This is a genomic window from Bdellovibrio sp. CKG001, assembly GCF_055397465.1.
Genome location: NZ_AP029173.1, coordinates 1,347,938 through 1,368,088, shown reverse-complemented (window position 1 = coordinate 1,368,088; position 20,151 = coordinate 1,347,938). Strand labels below are relative to the sequence as shown.

General features: G+C 50.3%; 17 protein-coding genes. 3 read left to right on the top strand and 14 right to left on the bottom strand.

Translation table 11 applies throughout. The features are described from left to right. Positions 1-36 precede the first annotated feature (36 nt). From ACZ50P_RS06705 to ACZ50P_RS06680, 6 genes are read right to left on the bottom strand one after another with little or no spacing between them, the layout of a single operon-like run. Entirely contained in the window at positions 37-1,614 is a 1,578-nt protein-coding gene (locus tag ACZ50P_RS06705; RefSeq protein WP_464117314.1) for a two-component system sensor histidine kinase NtrB, read from the bottom strand. Next, the gene (locus tag ACZ50P_RS06700; protein WP_464134497.1) at positions 1,615-2,832 is read right to left on the bottom strand and encodes a type II secretion system F family protein; all 1,218 of its coding nucleotides are present in this window, start codon (positions 2,830-2,832) and stop codon (positions 1,615-1,617) included. A 1-nt stretch (position 2,833) separates the two neighbouring features. Next, complete coding sequence (locus ACZ50P_RS06695; protein WP_464134495.1) at positions 2,834-3,877, bottom strand: twitching motility protein PilT; 1,044 nt, start codon at positions 3,875-3,877, stop codon at positions 2,834-2,836. Next, positions 3,877-5,577: a type IV-A pilus assembly ATPase PilB gene (gene pilB, locus ACZ50P_RS06690; protein ID WP_464134494.1), complete on the bottom strand. Its 1,701-nt coding sequence runs from the start codon at positions 5,575-5,577 to the stop codon at positions 3,877-3,879. Before pilB ends, ACZ50P_RS06695 begins: the two co-directional genes overlap by 1 nt. A gap of 47 nt (positions 5,578-5,624) precedes the next feature. Then, entirely contained in the window at positions 5,625-6,461 is an 837-nt protein-coding gene (locus ACZ50P_RS06685; RefSeq protein WP_464134490.1) for a hypothetical protein, read from the bottom strand. Continuing rightward, entirely contained in the window at positions 6,439-7,386 is a 948-nt protein-coding gene (locus ACZ50P_RS06680) for a bifunctional riboflavin kinase/FAD synthetase (RefSeq protein WP_464135190.1), read from the bottom strand. The genes ACZ50P_RS06685 and ACZ50P_RS06680 overlap by 23 nt, the downstream gene beginning before the upstream one ends. Before the next feature lie 127 nt (positions 7,387-7,513). Here ACZ50P_RS06680 and ACZ50P_RS06675 point away from each other — a divergent pair, with 127 nt between their 5' ends. Further along, a complete protein-coding gene (locus tag ACZ50P_RS06675; protein ID WP_464134488.1) occupies positions 7,514-9,382 on the top strand; it encodes an ATP-binding protein in 1,869 nt (622 codons plus the stop codon). Continuing rightward, entirely contained in the window at positions 9,379-10,791 is a 1,413-nt protein-coding gene (locus ACZ50P_RS06670) for a sigma-54-dependent transcriptional regulator (RefSeq protein WP_464134487.1), read from the top strand. Before ACZ50P_RS06675 ends, ACZ50P_RS06670 begins: the two co-directional genes overlap by 4 nt. Here the strand turns inward: ACZ50P_RS06670 and ACZ50P_RS06665 are convergent. Further along, on the bottom strand, positions 10,778-11,869 hold the full coding sequence (locus ACZ50P_RS06665; protein ID WP_464134484.1) for a glycosyltransferase family 9 protein: 1,092 nt from the start codon (positions 11,867-11,869) through the stop codon (positions 10,778-10,780). The genes ACZ50P_RS06670 and ACZ50P_RS06665 overlap by 14 nt on opposite strands. After that, positions 11,802-12,953: a glycosyltransferase family 9 protein gene (locus ACZ50P_RS06660; RefSeq protein WP_464134482.1), complete on the bottom strand. Its 1,152-nt coding sequence runs from the start codon at positions 12,951-12,953 to the stop codon at positions 11,802-11,804. Before ACZ50P_RS06660 ends, ACZ50P_RS06665 begins: the two co-directional genes overlap by 68 nt. A gap of 93 nt (positions 12,954-13,046) precedes the next feature. Here ACZ50P_RS06660 and ACZ50P_RS06655 point away from each other — a divergent pair, with 93 nt between their 5' ends. Next, positions 13,047-14,171, top strand: coding sequence for a cyclic nucleotide-binding domain-containing protein (locus ACZ50P_RS06655; RefSeq protein ID WP_464134480.1), 1,125 nt, complete (start codon positions 13,047-13,049; stop codon positions 14,169-14,171). 83 nt (positions 14,172-14,254) lie between these two features. On the opposite strand, the gene ACZ50P_RS06650 is transcribed toward ACZ50P_RS06655, so the two are convergent. From ACZ50P_RS06650 to lpxA, 6 genes are read right to left on the bottom strand one after another with little or no spacing between them, the layout of a single operon-like run. Further along, on the bottom strand, positions 14,255-15,361 hold the full coding sequence (locus ACZ50P_RS06650; RefSeq protein WP_464134477.1) for a DUF3108 domain-containing protein: 1,107 nt from the start codon (positions 15,359-15,361) through the stop codon (positions 14,255-14,257). Beyond that, entirely contained in the window at positions 15,358-16,242 is an 885-nt protein-coding gene (locus ACZ50P_RS06645) for a lysophospholipid acyltransferase family protein (RefSeq protein WP_464134475.1), read from the bottom strand. The genes ACZ50P_RS06650 and ACZ50P_RS06645 overlap by 4 nt, the downstream gene beginning before the upstream one ends. Beyond that, entirely contained in the window at positions 16,214-17,233 is a 1,020-nt protein-coding gene (lpxK, locus tag ACZ50P_RS06640) for a tetraacyldisaccharide 4'-kinase (RefSeq protein ID WP_464134472.1), read from the bottom strand. Before lpxK ends, ACZ50P_RS06645 begins: the two co-directional genes overlap by 29 nt. Beyond that, positions 17,233-18,381, bottom strand: coding sequence for a lipid-A-disaccharide synthase (gene lpxB / locus ACZ50P_RS06635; protein ID WP_464134470.1), 1,149 nt, complete (start codon positions 18,379-18,381; stop codon positions 17,233-17,235). The genes lpxK and lpxB overlap by 1 nt, the downstream gene beginning before the upstream one ends. Next, positions 18,381-19,310 (bottom strand): Gfo/Idh/MocA family protein, encoded by a 930-nt coding sequence (locus tag ACZ50P_RS06630; RefSeq protein WP_464134468.1) that lies wholly within the window; start codon positions 19,308-19,310, stop codon positions 18,381-18,383. Before ACZ50P_RS06630 ends, lpxB begins: the two co-directional genes overlap by 1 nt. Then, positions 19,303-20,127, bottom strand: coding sequence for an acyl-ACP--UDP-N-acetylglucosamine O-acyltransferase (lpxA, locus tag ACZ50P_RS06625; RefSeq protein WP_464134465.1), 825 nt, complete (start codon positions 20,125-20,127; stop codon positions 19,303-19,305). Before lpxA ends, ACZ50P_RS06630 begins: the two co-directional genes overlap by 8 nt. Between the last annotated feature and the right edge of the window lie 24 nt (positions 20,128-20,151).

The following is a 20,151-nucleotide window of genomic DNA, read 5'->3' as shown; positions in this document are numbered from 1 at the left end:
ATGTGCTCCCACGTCCTTGTGTTAAAAACTATTCTCTCAGTTCGCTCTGGGGAAAGTCAAAATAAACTCAGTACCTGCGCCCACTTCACTCTCGACAAAGACTTGTGCCCCATGCCCCTCAAGAATCTTATGTGTCACAGCTAGACCAAGGCCTGTGCCTTTGGGTTTCGTTGTGTGAAATGGTTCAAACATTTTCTTCTTCGTGACTTCACTCATCCCGCTGCCAGTGTCACGAATGCGCACGCGCACTTCTTTATCCGTGACCAGGGCCTTCACCGCCAACTGCGGATTCTGAGAATCATTCATAGCCTGGTAAGAATTGATGATGATATTTAGGAATGCCTGCTTCAGCTTATCCCGGCGCCCCAGGATCTTCAGCGAGTCGCCGTACTCACGGACTTGCTCAACATCCGCACGAACCTGGGCATTGAGCTTCATGGAGTCCAGAATCTCGGTCAAAAGAGACGACAAGTCCACCGGATCTGTCGGCGGCACTTCCGGTCGAGCATAATCCAGGAACTCGGTGATCAGGTTGTTCAAACGGTCAATTTCACGCAGAACAATCTTCATCAGACGACGGTCATCATCATTGGTCACTGTCTGCGTCAGCAGCTCGATACTGCCACTGATACCCGCCAGGGGATTGCGGATCTCATGGGCGATCCCCGCCGCCAGTCCCCCCACCGCCGCCAGTTTTTCATTTTGACGGGCAGCATACTCCAACTGACGAATTTTGGTCAGATCATCAAAAAGTCCGATCGACAGATGAGCTTTCAGCTCGGGACTGTAGATTTTCGACAGGGTCATGCCCAGTATCTTTTGATTGGCGTCATTGGGGGAAGTGTATTTCACATCGCCCTTGAATAGACCTTCGGTCTTTTTTGTCTCAGGGAACAAGGCATACCAGTTCTGATTCACAAGATCCGGATAGCCCAGGATTTCGGCAGCAGAGGAATTGGCTTTAACCACCTCCCCTGATTCAGTGAACGAAACCATTCCGGTGGGAATATTTTCGACCAAAACTTCGTTCAGCTCCTGGGCCGAACGAAGACTCGCTCCGGTCTCTGTCAACTCTTTACCCACAGACTGAAGCTGTTCGCTCAGATATCCCGAAAGCGCCGCCACCGAGAAGAAGGCAATGTTGTTCAGCGCCAGAAGAAAAAAGAAGTTCAGAGCCTTCATCTCTGGAGAGAACAAAGCCGCAATGGTAAAGAAGATGCTTGTGAACAACGCCAGTGTCACCGCACCCACCCCACGGCAGGCAATGCCCGCCAGCAGGATATTCACCAGATGCATGAACAAGAACAGGGACTGATTGATTCCCGAGTGATAAATCAACAACGAGATCAAGAGCGAATCAACCACAAAGCCGACAAAAAGCCAGCTTGGATTTTTAAGCAGGCGCTCCCATTCGGCAAACCACATGATGTGCAGGCCGAAGGCAATGCTTAAAATTCCATAAAACGGCCCCAGCACCTGCCAGTTGATGAAGCCCTCCTGAAACACACTGGAAATCACACTGATCAGAAGAATCAACGCAAAAAGGCTGACGCGTGCAAATTCCACCGTCAGCCCCTGATTTTGACTTTTCTGCAAAGCAAAACTTAAACGCATCTATTGAACCACATCCGCCATGTTGAAGATCGGCAGATACATCGCAACAACCAGAACCGCGATAATCCCGCCCAGAACCACCATCAAAAGTGGTTCAAGCAAAGAGGTCATGGCTTTTACGGCCGTCTCAACTTCATCCTCGTAGAAATCCGCGATCTTACCCAGCATAATATCCATAGTACCGGACTGCTCGCCGATGGAAATCATCTGAACGACCATGTCCGGGAAGGCTTTTTCCTTCGCCAGAGGAGACGCAAAAGTACGCCCCGCAGTCACAGACTCTTTACAGCGCAACAAGGATTGTTCAATCACCGCATTACCTGCAGTTTTCGCTGAGATCTCAATGGCTTCAATCAACCCCACCCCGGATGCCAGCAAAGTCGACAAAGTTCTTGTCAAACGGGCAATGGCGGATTTTTGCACCACTTCACCAAACACCGGCGCTTTCATGATGAAGCGGTCAAAGGTGTCCTTCCCGGCATCCGTTTTCAGCCATTGCATCAATGCCATAGGGCCAAGCACAGCAATCCCCAGATAGATGTACCAATTATTGATCATGGAGTTACTCAGGGAAACCACCATCATGGTCAGCATTGGCGGTTCTTTGCCAGAGGACGAGAAGAACTCCATAAATTTAGGAATGATAAAGACCAGGATACCCGCGATCACAATCATCGCCACAATGATGATGACAATTGGATAAACCAAGGCCCCCTTGACCTGGGCTTTGATTTTCTCGGACTTTTCCATGTAACTTGCCAGACGCTGAAGAATACCGTCCAGAATACCGGCCTCTTCGCCCGCCTGGATCATATTCACATACAATTTATCAAAGACATTCGGCACCTGGGACATGGCCTCCGCCAGACGACGCCCGCCTTCGATCGAGGTCTTAACCTGAGCCGAGGCTTCCTTCAAAAGGCCCGGACGCAGACCCTCTGAAAGAATCTTCAAAGAATCCACCACCGGAATACCAGCGTTGATCAGGGTCGCAAACTGACGCGTGAAGATCTGCAAATCCTTCCCCTTCACTGACGGGGCAAAGATGCTGGCACTTTTACCGACCGAGGCGCGAGTCGCGCCGAAGGCCACCACACGAACCGGCAACAGCTGCTGCGCACGCAGACGGATGATGGCTTCCTGCTGGGACGCCGCCTCGATCTCGCCTTGAACCATTTGTCCGGTTGCATTTTTAGCTTGGTACTGAAATTTTGCCATCTTAGATACCTACCTTCTTCAGAAGCTGATCCAGGTTATCAGGTTGTCGGGACACCTCAAATGCGGTCTTCAGATCCACACGTCGGCGAATCAGATGCTGCAACAAAGACTGATTCAAGGTCAGGATGCCGGAGTTTTCCGGAGCCTGAAGCAACAGACCTTCCAGGGCTTTAAAATCCTGCTCTTCAACCAGGGCTCGCACCTGAGGTTTCATCAGCAGAACTTCGTGCGCGAAAATCTTTTCGCCACTCAGACCCGCCACAGGATACTGCCCTGAAGCCACGGTCAGCACTTCCGCCAGCCTTGGAGCTCCGTGCTCGGCATAGCGCTCTCCCAAAGTGGAAAGCACACGACGAAGAGCATTGGTCACAGACGGTGCTTTCATCGAATAGATCACAAAAATACCTTGTTCTGCCAAAGACATGGCCTCTAACAAAGAGTCCTCGTCTGAATAACCATCAAACACCACCATGTCCACTCCGGACATCAGGCATTCTCTTTCTTCGGCACGGGCAAACTCACCGCTGTGATAGATGTAACAAGCCTTGGCTTCCTTGACCTGTGGGAAGGCCTTGCGTGAATAAACAACACCCAGGAAAGACTTTTCCTCGGAAAGCTTCTGCAAAATACGATGCAAAGCCCAGACCTGCCCTGCTTCTCCGGGGCCAGAGAGCAGAACCAACCCCTTCATGCGCAGACACGCATCAAGAAGCGAAGGAGGCAGTTGAATTTCCTGCTTTCCTCCATCCAGATCCATATCCAGAACGGCTTTCATGGTGCTATCGTGCTGGAAAAATGAAAAACCAATTCTCAGACTGTCCAGAGCGGCCTCGCCCTGCACGACGCCGGTTGTTTCAAGCACCGCCTTTTGCTGAGTGCTCAGCAAGCTCTGCTGCAGCAGATTCCATTCCGTCATCAATGCCGGCGATGAACGCAAACTGGTCCATCCCGATGAAACGCGAATTCGCGGCTCGCTACCGACCAAAAACAAAAACTCTTCAGCCTTCTTGGCTTTCGCCTGCAAAAGTAGTTCGGTCAAACTCATTAGGTGTCCTTCACTGATGCATTGAGCACTTCTTCAATAGTTGTTACGCCACGTTTTAGCTTTAACAAGGCACTTCGACGCAAGGTTCTCATCCCTTGTTCGCGTGCCAGATAACGAAGTTGTCCCGTGGAAGCACCCTTTAAGATGGCTTCCTTCATTTTCTCGGTCATAGCCAACAATTCATAAATCGCCAGACGTCCCTTGATGCCCGTGTTGTTGCAGTTGGCGCAGCCTTTTCCACGCATCAATTTGTAATCGCCGATTTCCGCCTGTGGCACACCAAGGTTCAACAAGGTCTGCGCTGGGACTTCCACCGGAGCCTTACAGGACTCACACACCTTACCCACCAGACGCTGCGCCACGATCAGATTCACAGTCGATGTGATGATATAAGGGGCAACACCCATTTCTGTCAGACGAATGACCGTGCCCGGAGCATCATTGGTATGCAGCGTACTGACAACCAAGTGCCCCGTGGATGCGGCCTTAAAGGCGATCTCTGCCGTTTCCAGGTCACGAATCTCCCCCACCATGACGATGTCAGGGTCCTGACGAAGAAACGATTTCAAGGCGCTGGAAAAATTCAGATCAATATCCGGATTCATCTGAACCTGATTGATCCCCTCAAGGTTGAACTCAACAGGATCTTCCGCCGTGGAGATATTCACATCAGGTTTGTTCAGTTCTGCCAGTGCCGAATAAATGGTCGTTGTCTTACCGGACCCCGTGGGGCCCGTGATCAAAACCATCCCCTGTGGCAGATTGATAGTGGCCTTAAACAACTTCAGATCGTCTTCTTCAAATCCGAGCTTGGTCATATCCAGCTGCAAATTGGATTTATCCAATAGACGAAGAACCACTTTTTCGCCCCACAACGTGGGCAGCACGCTGACACGGAAATCCATTTCTTTAGCTTTGGTGCGCACTTTCAGACGACCATCCTGAGGACGGCGCTTTTCCGCAATATCCAGCTTGGACATGATCTTGATACGCGAGGCGATGGCCGCCGCAGTTCCTGCGGGCGGAGCCGTTGCTTCCACTAGGTTCCCGTCGATACGAAAACGCACGCGGTACTTTTTTTCATAAGGTTCAAAGTGGATATCAGAAACCTTTTTGCGAATCGCATCAGCCAGAATGGAGTTCACGAACTTGATGATCGGCGCATCTTCCTGACCGCCATCCTGATCGATGATTTCGGCCTGAGGGCCGATACCGAGAATAAGATCATCATCATCCCCGGTGCTCATGGTATTCAGCGACTTGGTATTGATGCTGCCGCCGTAGTACTTTTCAATACCAGAAGTGATGGCACTCTCTGTCCCCACCACAGCCTGAATGCGGCAGCGGGTGATAAAGCGTAAATCTTCTTTGACTATAATGTTGCTGGGGTCAGCAAAGGCGACGACAAGCGTGTTGCCTGCTTTCTGCAAAGGAATCAATGTGTTCTTTTCACATATATCCTTGGGAATCATTGCAATGACGGACTGATCAATCTCAAAGGTATTAACTTCAACCCCCGGAACTGCGAAATGCTTTTCAACAGCACGAAGGATCTGGTTATCTTTTAAGAATCCCAACTGGATGATGGAATTGGTCAGTTTTTGGCCGGTTTTCTTTTGCTCTTCCATTGCAGCTTGCAATTGGTCAGGCTTCAGCAAACCTTGCTTAACTAAAATTTCCCCGATTTTGAGTGAAGACATTAGGACTCCCCTGGACTAAATTTACTCCAGGGTGCCATTTTTTGTAACTAGACGGAGGAAGAGTTTTCTTCTAAAAACTTGGTCCAGCTCTGACGAATCTCTTCCCTACCAAGGTCATGGTCTGGTTTTAGTCTCTGCAACCACAACAATGTCAAAGCTTCTGCCACAAGAACAGGATGCAACACCCGAAGGTCGGCCTTCTCGGCTTCTTCCAACAGAAGATTCTGCAAAGGCAGCAGGTTCAGATCCAATGCATATCCCGTCACATTCATATAATTAAAATAAGACAAGTCCGCAAGCAGCGCCTGCTGCGCGGATAGATCCACGGTGTTGACCACAATTCCGGCGCTCACCGCTTGCATTGTCAGTTCATCCGTAGGCAGAGCATGAAAGCGAATTCCCAGATGTGAGCGCTGCAAAGCCTGTTGGTGATCCCATAGCCCGTCACGATCCCCCACAAGATAAATATCCCCAATTCCCATCAATGCCAGAACCGAGGCCACCACGCGCGCTTCTTCGTTGTGCCCGACAACGAACGCTGGCGCCCGGATATCAAGATCTCGTGCCTGGGATACCAGAACCTGCCGTAAAGCCTCATGCAGCAACACTCGCGGATACCAGGCCCCATCTTCAAGGAAGAAGGAATCCAAAACATCCACCAAGCGCACCTGAGTGGTGGACACTTTCATCGCGGGCAAAATCACCGGAGATAACTTGGGCTCCACTTTCACGGCTGCGGCGTCAGCGAAAACGTCTTCTGAAAACTCGCTGAAAACTGCAAACTCCCAGCCCCAGCCCTTTTCAGACGACAGTCGCTGCAGAAATCTAACCAGCTGACCGTGAGTTCCCGAGGTGCGAACCTCATGTATTTTCAGGGTGCTCATCAAAGTACTTTCTGGCTTCCGCCATATCCCTCTGGATTTGATTTTTCAGTTCATCGATGCCGGAAAATTTTCTTTCCTCACGCAAGAAGTGCTTCAAATACACTTCGACTTCCACCCCATACAAGTGGGCGTCAAAATCAAACAAGTGGGTTTCAATTTTAACCGGGCCTTTGCCATTTTCCTGAAATGTCGGATTGACACCGATATTTGTGATCGACGGATGCAGGTGGGCGCCAATCCGGGTCAGCGTGCAGTAAACCCCCTGGCGTGGCATGAACTCCACATCCGGGTGAATATTCGCGGTCGGCACACCGATGGTGCGCCCACGCTGAAAACCCTTCTCTACGTGGCCACGCACGTAATAAGTTCGACCCAAAAGCTCATTGGCTTTTTCAACCTCCCCGGTCTTCAGATGTTCGCGAATGCGTGTGGAGGACACGACGATGCCCTCTTTCTGAAACGGCGGAATGATGATCAGGCGAATTCCTTTTTCAGCACAATATCTTTCCAGGAAGGGAATGTTCCCCGCACGGTCTGCACCGAAGTTGAAATCATGACCCACCACCAAAGTCTTTGGATGAAGCTGAGCCAGAACATACTGATCCAGGAACTCTTGTGGGGTCACCTTGGCAAAATCCCTGGTGAACTCCTCAATAATGACGTTTTCAATGCCACGTTTTTCGAATTGTTCCTGCTGGTCCTTAAGATCAAACAGACGGTAGGTCGCCCGTTCGGGATGAAGAACCTTCACAGGGTGAGGGTGAAATGTATAAACCACCGAGGGGACGCCAAAATACTGAGCTTCGCGAACGACATTCTCGATAAGTTGCTGATGGCCCAGATGGACCCCGTCGAAATTCCCTATAGTGACAACAGAGGCCGCCAACGGCGCACTCAGGTGTTTGGCTCCTGGATAAACATGCATATTTTTCAATATACCCCCTTCCCCACTCTTCGGTAAATCGTTTTGGCGCTTCTGGGCCCCTCGCCCCCGACGCGGAAATACTTCTTAGGCCCCCCTGTTAAACCTTGAATTTTTTAATAAATTTGCTATGTTGCGACGCGTGCAAAAGGACCTGATTCAGCATCTTACCTTCAAACTCGAAGTCCTGCTTCGTTTCTTCTCCCGACGCCGGGGATTTTGGCTTCGTTGTATCCTGTGCTGGCTGATTGGCTGTCTGGCTCTGTCCAATGACGAAATCACGTCCTACGACCAGCGCTTTCAACTGCGTGGCGACCAAAAGACCTCATCCCAGATTGTTCTGATCACGATTCGTCAGTCCGACTTTTCCATGATCTATGATTCCCGCACCAACTTCCTGGACAATATGAGCGAAGTGACGGACATCACCGACAGCTTCTTCTGGAACAAGCCCCTGTGGTCCGAACTGCTTTTGCGCATTCTTCGTCAAAACCCAAAGTCTGTGGGTGTGACACTTTACTTCGGGGATAACGTCGGCTCCGTGCGAATGACCCCTGAAGAACAGCGGCTGTTCCTGGACCCTCGGGTGGTTTGGGCTTCCACGACCAACTCTTTGGAGCGCATCCTGATGCCTGTGTTCAGCAACCGCGAACACACCAATCTGGGTTCAAATGAACTCCGACGTGACGAAGACGGAGTTGTTCGTCGGGTCTTCCCCCAAAGAGCTGAAATGCCTCATCTGGTGGAAAAAATCACGGGCAAGAAGTTTCCGACCCAACTGGCAGGACTTCCAATCAATTATCGCGGTTCCAGCCGGGTCTTTAAGCAATACAGCCTAAGCGAGATCCTGTATGACGAACTTCCGGCCAACGCCTTCACCGACAAAATCATCCTGATCGGTGCGGAAACCTCTTCGGCTCCCGTGTATATGACACCGATGGGAACACTTTCCCGTACAGAGATTCTGGCACATATCACGGACACTGTTCTGGGTAACAAATGGATCCAGCGCCTGCCGTTTATTTGGTATGCTGCGGGATTCTTCGTGCTGATGCTGTTTGCGGTTTTTGTGATTACCACTTACCCGCAGTCTGTGGCCTTGTTCTGTATTGTGTGGATCGGCACCCTATTGGCGGCCCTGTCGGCCTGGGTGTTTGACAGCTTCTATTTCTGGTCCCCGGCCTTTTCTCCGTTTATTCTTCTTGGCGCCAGCTGGATCATCTTCATCGGATATCAGGCCACGAAGATTGAGCAACAAAACTTCCGCCTGCAGCAGGAACAGGAATATCTGGCCGAGCTCGAGCAGCTTAAAAACAACTTCGTCAGCCTGATCTCCCACGACCTGAAAACACCGATCGCCAAAATCCAGGCCATTGTGGATCGACTGCTGACCCAACACTCGCAGGAAGAGGAGCTGGGACAGGACCTGAAGTCTTTACGCCTGTTCAGTGAAGAACTGAATCGATACATCCAGTCCATCCTGAAGGTCCTGCGTGTGGAGTCCCGGGACTTCAAGATCAACAAAGAAGTGGCGGACATTAACGAGATCATCGAAGAAGCCCTGCAACACCTGCGTCCTTTGGCGCGCGAACGGGGCATTGAAATACACACCGCCCTGGAACCGATGTTCTCGGCGGAATTCGATACGACACTGCTTAAAGAGGTTGTGATCAACCTGATTGAAAATGCGATCAAGTACACGCCTCGCGGCGGTCAGATCGAAGTGATTTCCCATGAGTCCGAAGAAGATATTCATGTTCTGGTGAAAGACACCGGTGAAGGAATCAAACCCGAAGACATGGAAAAAGTCTGGGGCAAATTTACTCGCGGAAGCGATCAGGACCTGCGCACCAAGGGAACGGGACTGGGTCTTTATTTGGTTAAATATTTTATTGAACTCCATGGTGGTAAAGTGACGATGGAAAGTAAAGTGGGCCAAGGCACCACTGTTTCCTTCACCTTGCCGCTGGAATCTGAAGATGATGAGGTGCTGCTATGATAACAAAACTCCACACACTGATTGTCGATGACGAGGCGGAACTGCGCCGCTCTGTGATTTCCATTCTGAAATCCACCATGCCGGAAATCGAGTTCACAGTCGAAGAGGCGGCCACGGGTCGTGAAGCTTTCGAAAAAGTGAAAGAGCAACAATGGGACCTGGTTTTGATGGACGTAAAAATGCCGGAGATGAACGGCCTTGAGGCTTTGACCGCCATCAAGGAACATGATCCCCGCACCTTTGTGGTCCTAATGACGGCTCATTCGAATTTGAATGACGCGGTTATTGCGATCAAAGAGGGCGCTTACGATTACGTTGAAAAACCCGTACAACCTCAGCGTCTGACCGAAATCGTGCGCAAGTGCCTGGAAGCCCGCGACCTGATTTCAAGCCTAGCCATGTCCAACCCGGTTTTCGATGACGACATCGAAAGCGAGATCGTTGGTGGCTCCTCTAAAATGAAAGAGGTCTTCAACCTGATCTATCGTCTGTGCAAAGTGGACACCACTGTTCTGGTGCGTGGTGAAAACGGTACGGGTAAAGAACTGGTCGCCCGCGCGATCCACTTCAACTCCCCTCGCAAGTCCGGCGCCTTTGTCGCGATCAACTGCGGCGCCATCCCGGAAAACCTGATGGAAAGTGAGCTCTTCGGTCATGAAAAAGGCGCCTTCACGGGCGCTGTGGAAAGAAAGATCGGTAAATTCCAACTGGCCAACAACGGAACTTTGTTCCTGGATGAAATCGGCGAGCTTCGTCCCGACATGCAGGTGAAACTTCTGCGCGTTCTGCAAGAGCGCAAGTTCACCCCGGTCGGCAGCAACCGCGAGGTGAAAACCACCACCCGCATTATTGCCGCCACCAACCGCAATCTGGAAAAGATGATGGAAGAGGGCGAATTCCGCGAAGACTTGTTCTATCGCCTGAACGTGATGCCGATCTTCCTGCCACCGCTGCGCGAGCGTGCGGATGATATCGAGGCCCTGGCTGGAAACTTTATTAAAAAATTCTCCAAACAACATGGTCGTCAGATCACCGGTATCACTCCGGAAGCTTTGGATATGCTGAAGTCCTATCGTTGGCCGGGCAACATCCGTGAGCTGGAAAACATCATTGAGCGCTCCTTCATCGTGGAAAACAGCCATCAGATCACCGTGGACTCCCTGCCGGATTCGATCAAGCTGGCGCCTAAAGAAGGTGCTGATAAAACCGCGAGTGTTGGTTATTCAGGTCCCTTGGATTTTGATGCCTTCAAGGAAGAGATGGAAAAGGAATTTATCATCAGTGCGCTGAAAGCCAATAACGGCAGAATTAATCAAACCGTGGCGCAGGCGAATATTCCCAAGAACACTTTGCTGAGAAAAATCCGCAAGTACGGCATCAATGTGAAAGAATATACTAACGAAGAATAAATCCGGCGGTGCGAAGGACTTCCTCAGCCGGGATGTCCTTCATGCACACATGGGTTTTGATTGGACAGACCTTGTGGCCATGCTTGCCGCAAGGCCTGCAGCGAAGATCACTTTTCTGCACAACGTAACTTTCCGCAGACCACGGACGATAGCCAAACTCCAGAATCGTCGGACCAAAGACCGCAATCAAAGGCGTTTCACAGACCGCCGCCAGGTGTGTCGAGGCACTGTCATTCCCGATCAATAAAGCCGCTCGGGCGATCAGTTGCGCTGATTCGATGATCTTGGTTTTCCCTGCCAGGGAAACAGAGCCCGGTATCTGAGATGCCACTCGTTCGGCCAGCGTTTCTTCCCCCGGCCCGCCCATGACATAGATTTTATAACCTTGCTGCTGCAGAGCTTTGCCCGTGCCGACAAAGCCCTCTTCCGTCCAGCGCTTGGTCGCCCACACGCTGCCCGGGAAAATCAGAATGGCTTTGCCGTCCTCGAAACCTTCCAGCTTGAATTTGTTTTTTAGCTGTTCAAAGAGCTCTTGATGCTTCATCACCTGCGCACGCTGAGACATGGAAGCCCACGCCGGAGGCGCGGAAAGCTGCCCCTGCTCAGAAGGCAGATAGGGTCTGGCGGCGTGAACGTAGTCCTGCAGATGTTTTTTTAACTCAGCATCAAAAGATGTCAGAAGACTCAGCTGCCTCATCGCATCCGGCAGACGCACATCGCGCACCACCCGTTCGCCAAAGACAAAAAAGTTCCAGGCATTTTTATAAGAAATCTTATGCTGAGCCTTGATCTGCGCACAGAATAAAACCGTGCGTATGGATTCATGGGGAGAAATCAGATGATCGACTTTTTCTGTTTTAAGCTGCTGCAGAATGCGGCTGTAGGTGTCTTTCTTGCCTTTTTCGATCTCATAGATCTGATCAACAATCCCCGCCTTAAGAAAGAAGTCACCCAAACCTTTACGGCATACCAATCCCAGCTTGTGCTCAGGCCAAAGCGCCCGGCACTTTTTAAGGAGCGGGATCGATAGCAGTAAGTCGCCCAGAAAGGCGGTTTGAACAACAAGATTTAAGGGCATTCAGAACTTCCTCTAAAGAGACCTGATCGTAGCACATAATCGACTTTTCACAAGTCCTCTTCCAGCAAGGACTGCAGGGGCTTTGTGCCAGAAGCTTAAATCCTCTGTCATAGATGTCGATCTCGTGAGCACAAGTCGGACCAAACCACGCCACCACCTGCTTCTTTTGCGCGATCGCCATGTGCATTCCCAAGCTGTCCCCGGTGACAATAACATCGCATGCCGCCACACTGACCAAACCATCACGCAGACCGGATTCTGTCGCCGATGACACCACCGGCAGACCCCGAGCAATTCTCTGATTGCGTTCTGTATCTTCAGGGCCTCCCAATAAAACTATCTCCGCCTGAGGGATTTGCTTCGAAATCTCGGCAATGACCTTGCGGTGAAATTCCACCGTCCACTTTTTTGCCGCAATCACGTTGCTGCAACCTGTGTTGAGGCCCACGATGAGGTCTTTGCCGTTCACTCTCAGCCACTCGGAGCGACGTTCAAGGGCTCTGTGTTCTTCTTCCTGCGTGATTGGCAACCAGTACTCGTCCCGACGATAGGGACCGATTTCCAAAGCTTCCACCATCAACTGTGTTTCAGGCTTCTGGTTCACGAAAAACTTTTTATGGTTATCAAGCCCCAGCTCCCACAGTTCTGTGGCCGCGGGTGTGGCTGGAACAATGGCGCCATTGCGGCCTTGAGCTTTGAAACCGAAAACCTGATCCACTTTGGTACGGTTCACAACCCCACAAGCTTTCAGGGACTTGTCGATCACAAAGCCAATTTCGAACTCCAGGGAGGATAACTGCAATAAATCCGCTTCACTGGTTGTCAGAACTCGATCGATGGCAGGATGATTTTTTAGAAGATGATGTGCGGGAGCATCTGTGACCCAAGTGATCATCGAAGAGGGGTATTTACGTTTCATCGCCCGCAACAAGCTGGTGCTGCGGACCACGGCCCCCAGGGCTCCGAGGTGAACAACCAAAATGGAAAGCGCCGGGATGTCCTTATGCTGGCAACCGCTGTCGCAGGATTCATTTTTTGAACATGGTTTATAACCTGAGAAATATCGACAATCCACAATGGCCATAGTCTGATTCTATGTCAGGTGAAAGCTGAGCACAGGTCCAGCCCTGTATTTAAGACCTTTGTATTGTCGTCATTTGAATGCCAGAATCATTTTATGAGATTTGAAAAAGAACAGGTCCAGCTCCAACCCTTGCAACTGCAACCTGCCCCAGATGGCGGTCTGATGTCCGTTCTGGCCACGCGAAAGAGTTTTCGCCTGAGTCCCTTGCAGTATTCTTATCTCGATGTTCTAAAGAACGGCACCTCCGTCGAAGGCTTGGTGCAGTTCTTTCTGGGACAAGGATGGCTGGTCAACTTCCGCGAGCTATCCTCTTTGCTTGAGTTTTTGGTGCATGAGGGAATTCTGCTTAATCCGGTGATTCGTGATTACTTTAACAAAGCCGCCACTCTGGCCAATGCTGTCGGCTCCAACCTGGGGTCACAGCTCACTGGAAGCCTTTCGGTGTCAGCCCAGCATCTGCCCTTTTTCCGATCGCTGGATGCAGAGCTGGCACAGTTTCTTTTACAAAAGGCCGAGCGCTTTCAGGTTCCCGCTCACATCAAAGTCATTCAAACCGGCAAGAACGACCGTGATCTTTTTATTCTATTAAAAGGTCAGGCCGGAATCTATCGCGTGATGGATGCACAACACCGTCAACTGATTGCAGCCCTGGAACCAGGAGCCCTGTTCGGCGAAAGTGGTTTTTTGCTAAATCAACCACGCACGGCGGATGTGATCACTCTGGCTCCCAGTGAAATCCTGCGGGTTCGTCACCTGCCCGAGTTTGATCAACTGATCAAAACTGAAAAAGCCCAAACTCTGCAACATCGCTTCTGGATACTTCAGGCTTTGCAGTCCTCGCCTGTTTTTAAAAGACTTCCGGGGGACTGTCTGGACAGTTTGATTTTCTCGGGCCGCCTGGTAAAAGCGCCCGCGCATCAACGACTGTTCAACGAAGGACAAGCGGCGAACACCTGCTATATTGTCGTCCAGGGCAGTGTTGTAATAAGCCAGCAAGGCAGAAACATCAATGTGATGGGCCAAGGCGCCTGCTTCGGCGAGATTTCCTTGCTCATGAGCGGCGGCCAGCGCACAGCCAGCGCAACCACACAACAAGAAACAGTCCTTCTGGAGATCCAACAGAAAGACTTCTATCGCGTTCTTTCCCAAAACCTGTTTCTGGCAAAAGAAATCGAAACACTTGCCGTCCAACGACTGCAAGCTGACCAACAACGCTAACAAATTAAAAAATTGGCCCGCGCAAAAATGCGCAGATCCATGACAGAAGTTCCCCGCAGCATAACGCCGGAAAGAGACCGCTATCAGCGGCCGGGCTTGATTTCGACGACTTCAGAGATCAGAGTTCCGATCTTGATCTTAGATTCGATCCTTAGAATATATTTGCGGTCATCGTCCGACAACCAAATGAAATTGTCGCCGATAGGTTTGAATTTTCCCTTTAAGGTGATATTAGGCTGAACCACAATGGCCTTCATCGGACCTAACTTGGTGTCCAGAACCTCACGACGAATGGCTTTACCGGAGAACACCAGATTTTCTTTGTCGTTTCCAACGCGGAAGGAATACTCTTTTCCGGTTTCCCACTGGAAGTTTCGCATGTAGAAAATGGCGCTATAGACGTTCTGTGTGTAAGGCAGAATTTCCCAGGTTTCCTTCTTTTCCTTTTCGCCGTCCTCTTTGGTGACCTTCTTTTCCCAGAAGGTCGCAAGGCCCTTATCTGTATCGAAGAGCATTTTTGCTTCTCGCAACTGGCCGGATTCCTTTACATGCAACTGGAAGACACGCGGCACCAGATCCTCGTAGTCCACAAAGGTCTCTACTCGGTCTTCAACGCTGTAAAAGGTTGAGAACAATGAACTGGTTTTGATTTCCACGGCAAAAGTATAAGCTTTGCGACTATTGACCATGGCAAAGGGCTCAACCTTCATGCGAAGCTCTCCGGCAGAAACCTTGAAGTAATGCACATTATGCACGACCTCTTCACCTTCGCGGAAAGGATCCACCAACGGACGACGTCCGTTAAAACCTACGGAGTCCTCCAGTTCCGGCTGTCTGACGGCCACTTCAGAAACACTGGACTTTTCTGCCATCTTCTTTCCTTTAGCATTGTCCGTTTTCTTTGCAGGTGTTTTGCTTATCTGGGCGGCAGCCTTTTTTTCCGGGGTTTTTAAAGCCGCCTTCGAAGGTGGCACAGGCTTGACAGGTTCGGTCTTTTCCGGGGCCACCGGAGGCGCCGAAGGCGTTGTTTCCGCTGATTCTGGCACCGGTTGCTTGACGATCTTAACTGCTTCTTCGAACTCTTCGTTTTTCTTGAGCTGATCGGTCTTGTCATACTTCAAAAACGAAGTCGAACAAGCTGAAAACAACAAAGCTGAAGTCAATGCACCAAGAAGCAGTCTAAAATTCACCGGAAATCCTTCCAACGTCGATGCACCCACATCCATTGTTCCGGGTGCTTTCTCACAATCTGCTCCAGCTTATCACAGAAAGCCTGAGTCATATTGAGAGTCGTCTGATCCTTATCATCAGTCACACAAGTGGCCGTGTCCATCGCTGGCTCAACTACCACGTGAAGTTTCTTGTCTTCCCCCTCATAGGTATAGATCGGCAGCACTGGAGCTTTGGTTTTTTGCACAAACAGAGCTAGACCATAGGCCGTGCCCGTTTTCTTGCCGAAGAAGCGGGTCTCAATCCCAAAAGGCCGCCCCATAAACTGATCAAGGACAAAAACCAAAGCTTCATTTCGCTTCAGTGCTTTAAGAATCTCAAAGGCATTATTGGGAGCATGGGCATCGATGTACTTCACACCTTTTGCCCCGCGCACTGAGAACCATAGATCATCAAACCACTTTGTTTTGAATCTTTTGGTGATGATATTCACATCCTGCCCATTCATGACAATCGCGTTGGAGGCAAGGTCCCCATTCCCCAGGTGAAGTGTCAGGAAGAACATTCCCTTCCCCTGGATGCGGGCTTTTTCAATGTTTTCCCAGCCATGAAAGACCACATTCTTCTGAATCCAGTCTTGCGTGACCGAGGGAATGAAAAAGAACTCGGCAAAATTGTATCCCAACTGATACACCGACTCGCGCCCGATTTTTTTCTTTTCAATCGCGGTCTTTTCGGGAAAAGCGATGTCCAGATTATCCAGAACAATCTTTTTTCGGAATCCGAAAACATCAAACCACAAAAAGCCCACCCATGACCCGGATTTGCGCAGCCACTGGCGCGGAATCAAAGAGCTGAAGAAAACCATCACACTAACGAAGAACTTGATTAATAACTTCATGAAGACGTCCCTTCTTTCCCGCTTCCGCCACCTCCAAAGAGGCGCTCCACAACAAAGAAGCATCATTGAACAACTGGCGCAACTTCACCGCATCTTTTTCCGTGGTAATCAGATAGTCCGCCTGGGATTTTTTAAACTGGCTTTCGATTGTTTTCACATCTTCAGCCGTGTACTGATGATGATCACGGAAATGCCTGCTTAAAGAAGACACCTCACCAAGTTCACGCATCATTTTTTCAAACACGTCAGGTCGAGCAATGGCCGAAACCAGGAACAGTTTCTTGCCTTTGAGATCCGCTCGCGACAACGCCTGCTGGGTCTTCTGATTACGACACTGCCGAATCTCGTAGCCAAAATAAAGTATTTCCTTATCCTTTGGCAGACGCGCCTCAAGCTGCTTAAGTTGCTCTTCAGGGGCCAGATTGCATTTGGATAGAATCAACAGGTCCGCACGTCCAATCCCCTGCCAGGACTCACGAGCTCGCCCCTCAGGAAGAACCTCGTAGTTCGCAAGGCTTTCGGTGGCATCCAAAATGACGATATTCAGATCCCGCGCCAGGCGACGGTGCTGAAAACCGTCATCGACAATCAAAAGGTCGTACTTGCCATTTTCAACGGCATATCTGGCCGTTCGCCACTTACTGGGACCCACGTAAACAGACACCTGCGGATTGGCCTGGGCCAACAAGACAGGTTCATCACCAAAATACCGAGCCGCAAAGGGATGGTCCACATCCACCAAACAGGGCGAAGAGGCATCCGCGCGGTAAGAACGACTGATCACCGCCACCTTTTTCCCCTGAGCCACCAAAGACTTCAGACAAAAATCAGTGATCGGCGTTTTTCCAGTGCCCCCGACTGTCAGATTTCCGATGCTCACCACCGGAACCGGCGCTTTGTAAACTCCGAACACGCCCTTGTCGTAAAGGTTGTTTTTCACCCCTACGACCTGATCATACAGAAAAGAAAGTGGACGAAGATAAAGTTTCATCAGGTGAAATACTCATCAAGGGCTTTCACCACCCGCTGAGTGGCCCCCTTGTCGCCAAGATATTGACGAAGCTGCGCCAGATCTGACACGACGGAATCGTGATACTGTTTGTCCACAACATAGCGTTCCAACAGGGCCGCCAGTTTTTCTGGCGTCACTTCGGATTGGAATCTTTCAGGCACAGCCTCTTTGTTCAAAATCAGATTCACCAAACCAAAATATTTGGTCCCACGCACGAAGAGTTTTGCAAAAACACCTGTCAGCCATTTCATTTTGTACATGATGACCATCGGTTTTTTCAGCAATCCCACCTGCAGGGTCGCCGTTCCAGAGGCCACCAGCATCATGTCCACCAGATGAATCATGCGGAAAGGTTCATCCTTCAACAGCATGTACGGAAGACGGAAGTCCTCCAGCAGATCCTGCATGTATTCCTTGGTAAAGGTTGGCGCCGTCAGAATAACAACTTTCAAGTTCGGGAATTTCTTGGACAGAATACGAGCCGTGTCCAGCTGAATCTGGAAGTGCTGTTTCACCTCCAGACGACGGCTGCCCGGCATCAGTCCCAGAACGATTTCATCGTCTCGGATACCGCATTGATTGCGGTGAATCTTCAAATAGTCCTTGTCGTCGATAAGACGCTCATCCAATTCATCCAGAAGCGGATGCCCGACAAAGTCACAAGGCACACCATGCTCTTCATAGAAGGGCACTTCAAACGGGAACAGAACAAAAACTTTTTTGCAGTACTTTTTGATCGTCTTCACACGGCCTTTGCGCCATGCCCAGACTTGCGGAGAAATATAATAAACAACCGGGATCCCTAATGCGTGCAGCTTTTTTGCCAGCATCAGATTGAACTCCGGATAGTCCATCACAATGGCCACCTTGGGACGGCGTTTTTCAGCCTCGGCCACAAGGCTGTCAAAGACACCTTTCAGGTGACTATAGGCACTGATGATTTCAGCGGCGCCGACAACAGCCATCTCCTCGGATTTGCCCAGTCGTTCAAAGCCGATATCTTCCATATCCTGACTGCCCACGCCAAAAGCATGTACTTTGCGTCCCTGCTTTTTCCAGGCCTCAAGAATTCTTTGCGCATATGTTACGCTGGAGGCTTCCGCCGCCACCATCAGAACCTGATCCATCAACCCTCAATCATTTTTTGAATGTCTTCGATGGCCTTCAATGCTTTCAAACCATCAAGACCAGTCACAACCGGTGCTTTGTCGTGCAAAACACAGTCAACAAAGGCGTCCGTTTCTTTTTGCAGAGCATCGGCTTTTTCAACACTCCACTTGCTGACGGAAATGAATTCATCACCGCCCGCCCCTGGAACCACCTTTTCAATCTCCAGAACTCCGGTCTGAGCAAACAAGGTGCAATCATCCTGCAAGATCCGAATGGATCGCTGAGCCACCGGAGACACGCGACTGACATTGATCACCGCATGCACGCCGTTTTTCATTTTGAAGGACACAGAGGCCGTATCCAGATGTTTGGAGATAAGCTTCGTGCCGGAAGCCACCATGTATTCAATCTCAGACCCCGTCAACCAGAACAAAAGATCCATATCGTGGATCATCAGGTCATGCAGAACACTGACATCCGAACCGCGTTTGTTATAGGGAGCCATGCGGTTGAGTTCGATGAACTTCGGATTCTTCAGATGCTTTTTCAAGTCATTCACTGCAGGATTAAAACGTTCGATGTGTCCCACCGCCAGCTTCACGTTGTGCTTTTGCGCCAGAGCCAAAAGCTCTTCAGCCTGAGGAACCGTCGCCGTGATTGGCTTTTCCACGTTCACATGGATGCCATTTTGCAGGAACATTTTGGCCAGCTCGAAATGACTTAAAGTGCTGGCCGCGATCGTGACCAAATCCACCTGACCGACAAGGTCTTCCGGTTTATGGAAGCTTTTAACTTCCAAGGTCGACGCAATTTTATCCGCCTGTGCCGGGAAATGATCGCAAACGCCGACCAACTCCACATGGGGGTTGTTTTTGTATTTCTGTGCGTGGAAGTTGCCCAGGTAGCCAACCCCGACAACCGCCGCACGAAGCTTTTTGTTACTCATCGTCCTGCCATCCTTTTGGACTTCTATCGACAGCAATGCCACGCTTGGAACTTCTGATAAAGTTGATGAAGTACTCGATGTTCGGGCTCATCGCGCACTCTTTCAGGATGCGCTCAATACCCTCTTCCACCGTGTGAGACCCCATGATGATGATACGAATAGCTTTGTGAACATTTGAGATCTCTTCACGCGGGAAGCCCTTACGCGCCAAACCAATCTTATTGGTCGCACGAATCGTCGCATACGTCCCTTGTGCACGACAGAACGGCAAAATGTCCTTGTTCACAATGGACGAGCCCGCCACAAACGCGCCTTTACCCACTTTTGTAAACTGATTAAAGGCACACACCCCGCCGATCGTCACACCGTCTTCGATCTCGCAGTGCCCGCCCAGATGGGAGTTGTTCGCAATCGTCACATTGTCACCGACCTTGCAGTCATGCCCAATGTGCGTGTATGCCATGAAATAGCCGTTGTTGCCGATCTCAGTCTTTCCATCACCTTTGCTGGTCGCCAGATTGGCGGTGGAGAATTCACGGAATGTATTGTTGTTACCAATGATCAATTTGGTTGGTTCACCTTTGTAGGAAAGATCCTGAGGAGCCCCCCCAATAACAGCACCTGGACAGAAATGATTATTTTCGCCGATTTCAATGATCCCGTGACGTGAACCCAGTGTCACATGACCTTCAACGAACGTGCCTTTTCCAATAAAACCTTTACCCTGGATCAAGCAGTAAGGACCGATCTCGACGTCGTCGGCGATTTGGATGTCTGGAGAAATAACACTGCTTGGATGAATTTTATAATTTGCCATGGATTTTAATTCCTAAATGGAAAA

Excerpts from the sequence above, each read along its gene's own strand:
- pilB (WP_464134494.1), bottom strand. The coding sequence starts at position 5,577 with ATGTCTTCACTCAAAATCGGGGAAATTTTAGTTAAGCAAGGTTTGCTG.
- ACZ50P_RS06645 (WP_464134475.1), bottom strand. The coding sequence starts at position 16,242 with ATGAAGTTATTAATCAAGTTCTTCGTTAGTGTGATGGTTTTCTTCAGC.
- ACZ50P_RS06665 (WP_464134484.1), bottom strand. The coding sequence starts at position 11,869 with ATGCCCTTAAATCTTGTTGTTCAAACCGCCTTTCTGGGCGACTTACTG.
- ACZ50P_RS06660 (WP_464134482.1), bottom strand. The coding sequence starts at position 12,953 with ATGGCCATTGTGGATTGTCGATATTTCTCAGGTTATAAACCATGTTCA.
- lpxA (WP_464134465.1), bottom strand. The coding sequence starts at position 20,127 with ATGGCAAATTATAAAATTCATCCAAGCAGTGTTATTTCTCCAGACATC.
- ACZ50P_RS06680 (WP_464135190.1), bottom strand. The coding sequence starts at position 7,386 with ATGCATGTTTATCCAGGAGCCAAACACCTGAGTGCGCCGTTGGCGGCC.
- ACZ50P_RS06705 (WP_464117314.1), bottom strand. The coding sequence starts at position 1,614 with ATGCGTTTAAGTTTTGCTTTGCAGAAAAGTCAAAATCAGGGGCTGACG.
- ACZ50P_RS06670 (WP_464134487.1), top strand. The coding sequence starts at position 9,379 with ATGATAACAAAACTCCACACACTGATTGTCGATGACGAGGCGGAACTG.
- ACZ50P_RS06685 (WP_464134490.1), bottom strand. The coding sequence starts at position 6,461 with ATGAGCACCCTGAAAATACATGAGGTTCGCACCTCGGGAACTCACGGT.
- ACZ50P_RS06655 (WP_464134480.1), top strand. The coding sequence starts at position 13,047 with ATGAGATTTGAAAAAGAACAGGTCCAGCTCCAACCCTTGCAACTGCAA.
- ACZ50P_RS06630 (WP_464134468.1), bottom strand. The coding sequence starts at position 19,310 with ATGAGTAACAAAAAGCTTCGTGCGGCGGTTGTCGGGGTTGGCTACCTG.
- ACZ50P_RS06695 (WP_464134495.1), bottom strand. The coding sequence starts at position 3,877 with ATGAGTTTGACCGAACTACTTTTGCAGGCGAAAGCCAAGAAGGCTGAA.
- ACZ50P_RS06675 (WP_464134488.1), top strand. The coding sequence starts at position 7,514 with ATGTTGCGACGCGTGCAAAAGGACCTGATTCAGCATCTTACCTTCAAA.
- lpxB (WP_464134470.1), bottom strand. The coding sequence starts at position 18,381 with ATGGATCAGGTTCTGATGGTGGCGGCGGAAGCCTCCAGCGTAACATAT.
- ACZ50P_RS06700 (WP_464134497.1), bottom strand. The coding sequence starts at position 2,832 with ATGGCAAAATTTCAGTACCAAGCTAAAAATGCAACCGGACAAATGGTT.
- lpxK (WP_464134472.1), bottom strand. The coding sequence starts at position 17,233 with ATGAAACTTTATCTTCGTCCACTTTCTTTTCTGTATGATCAGGTCGTA.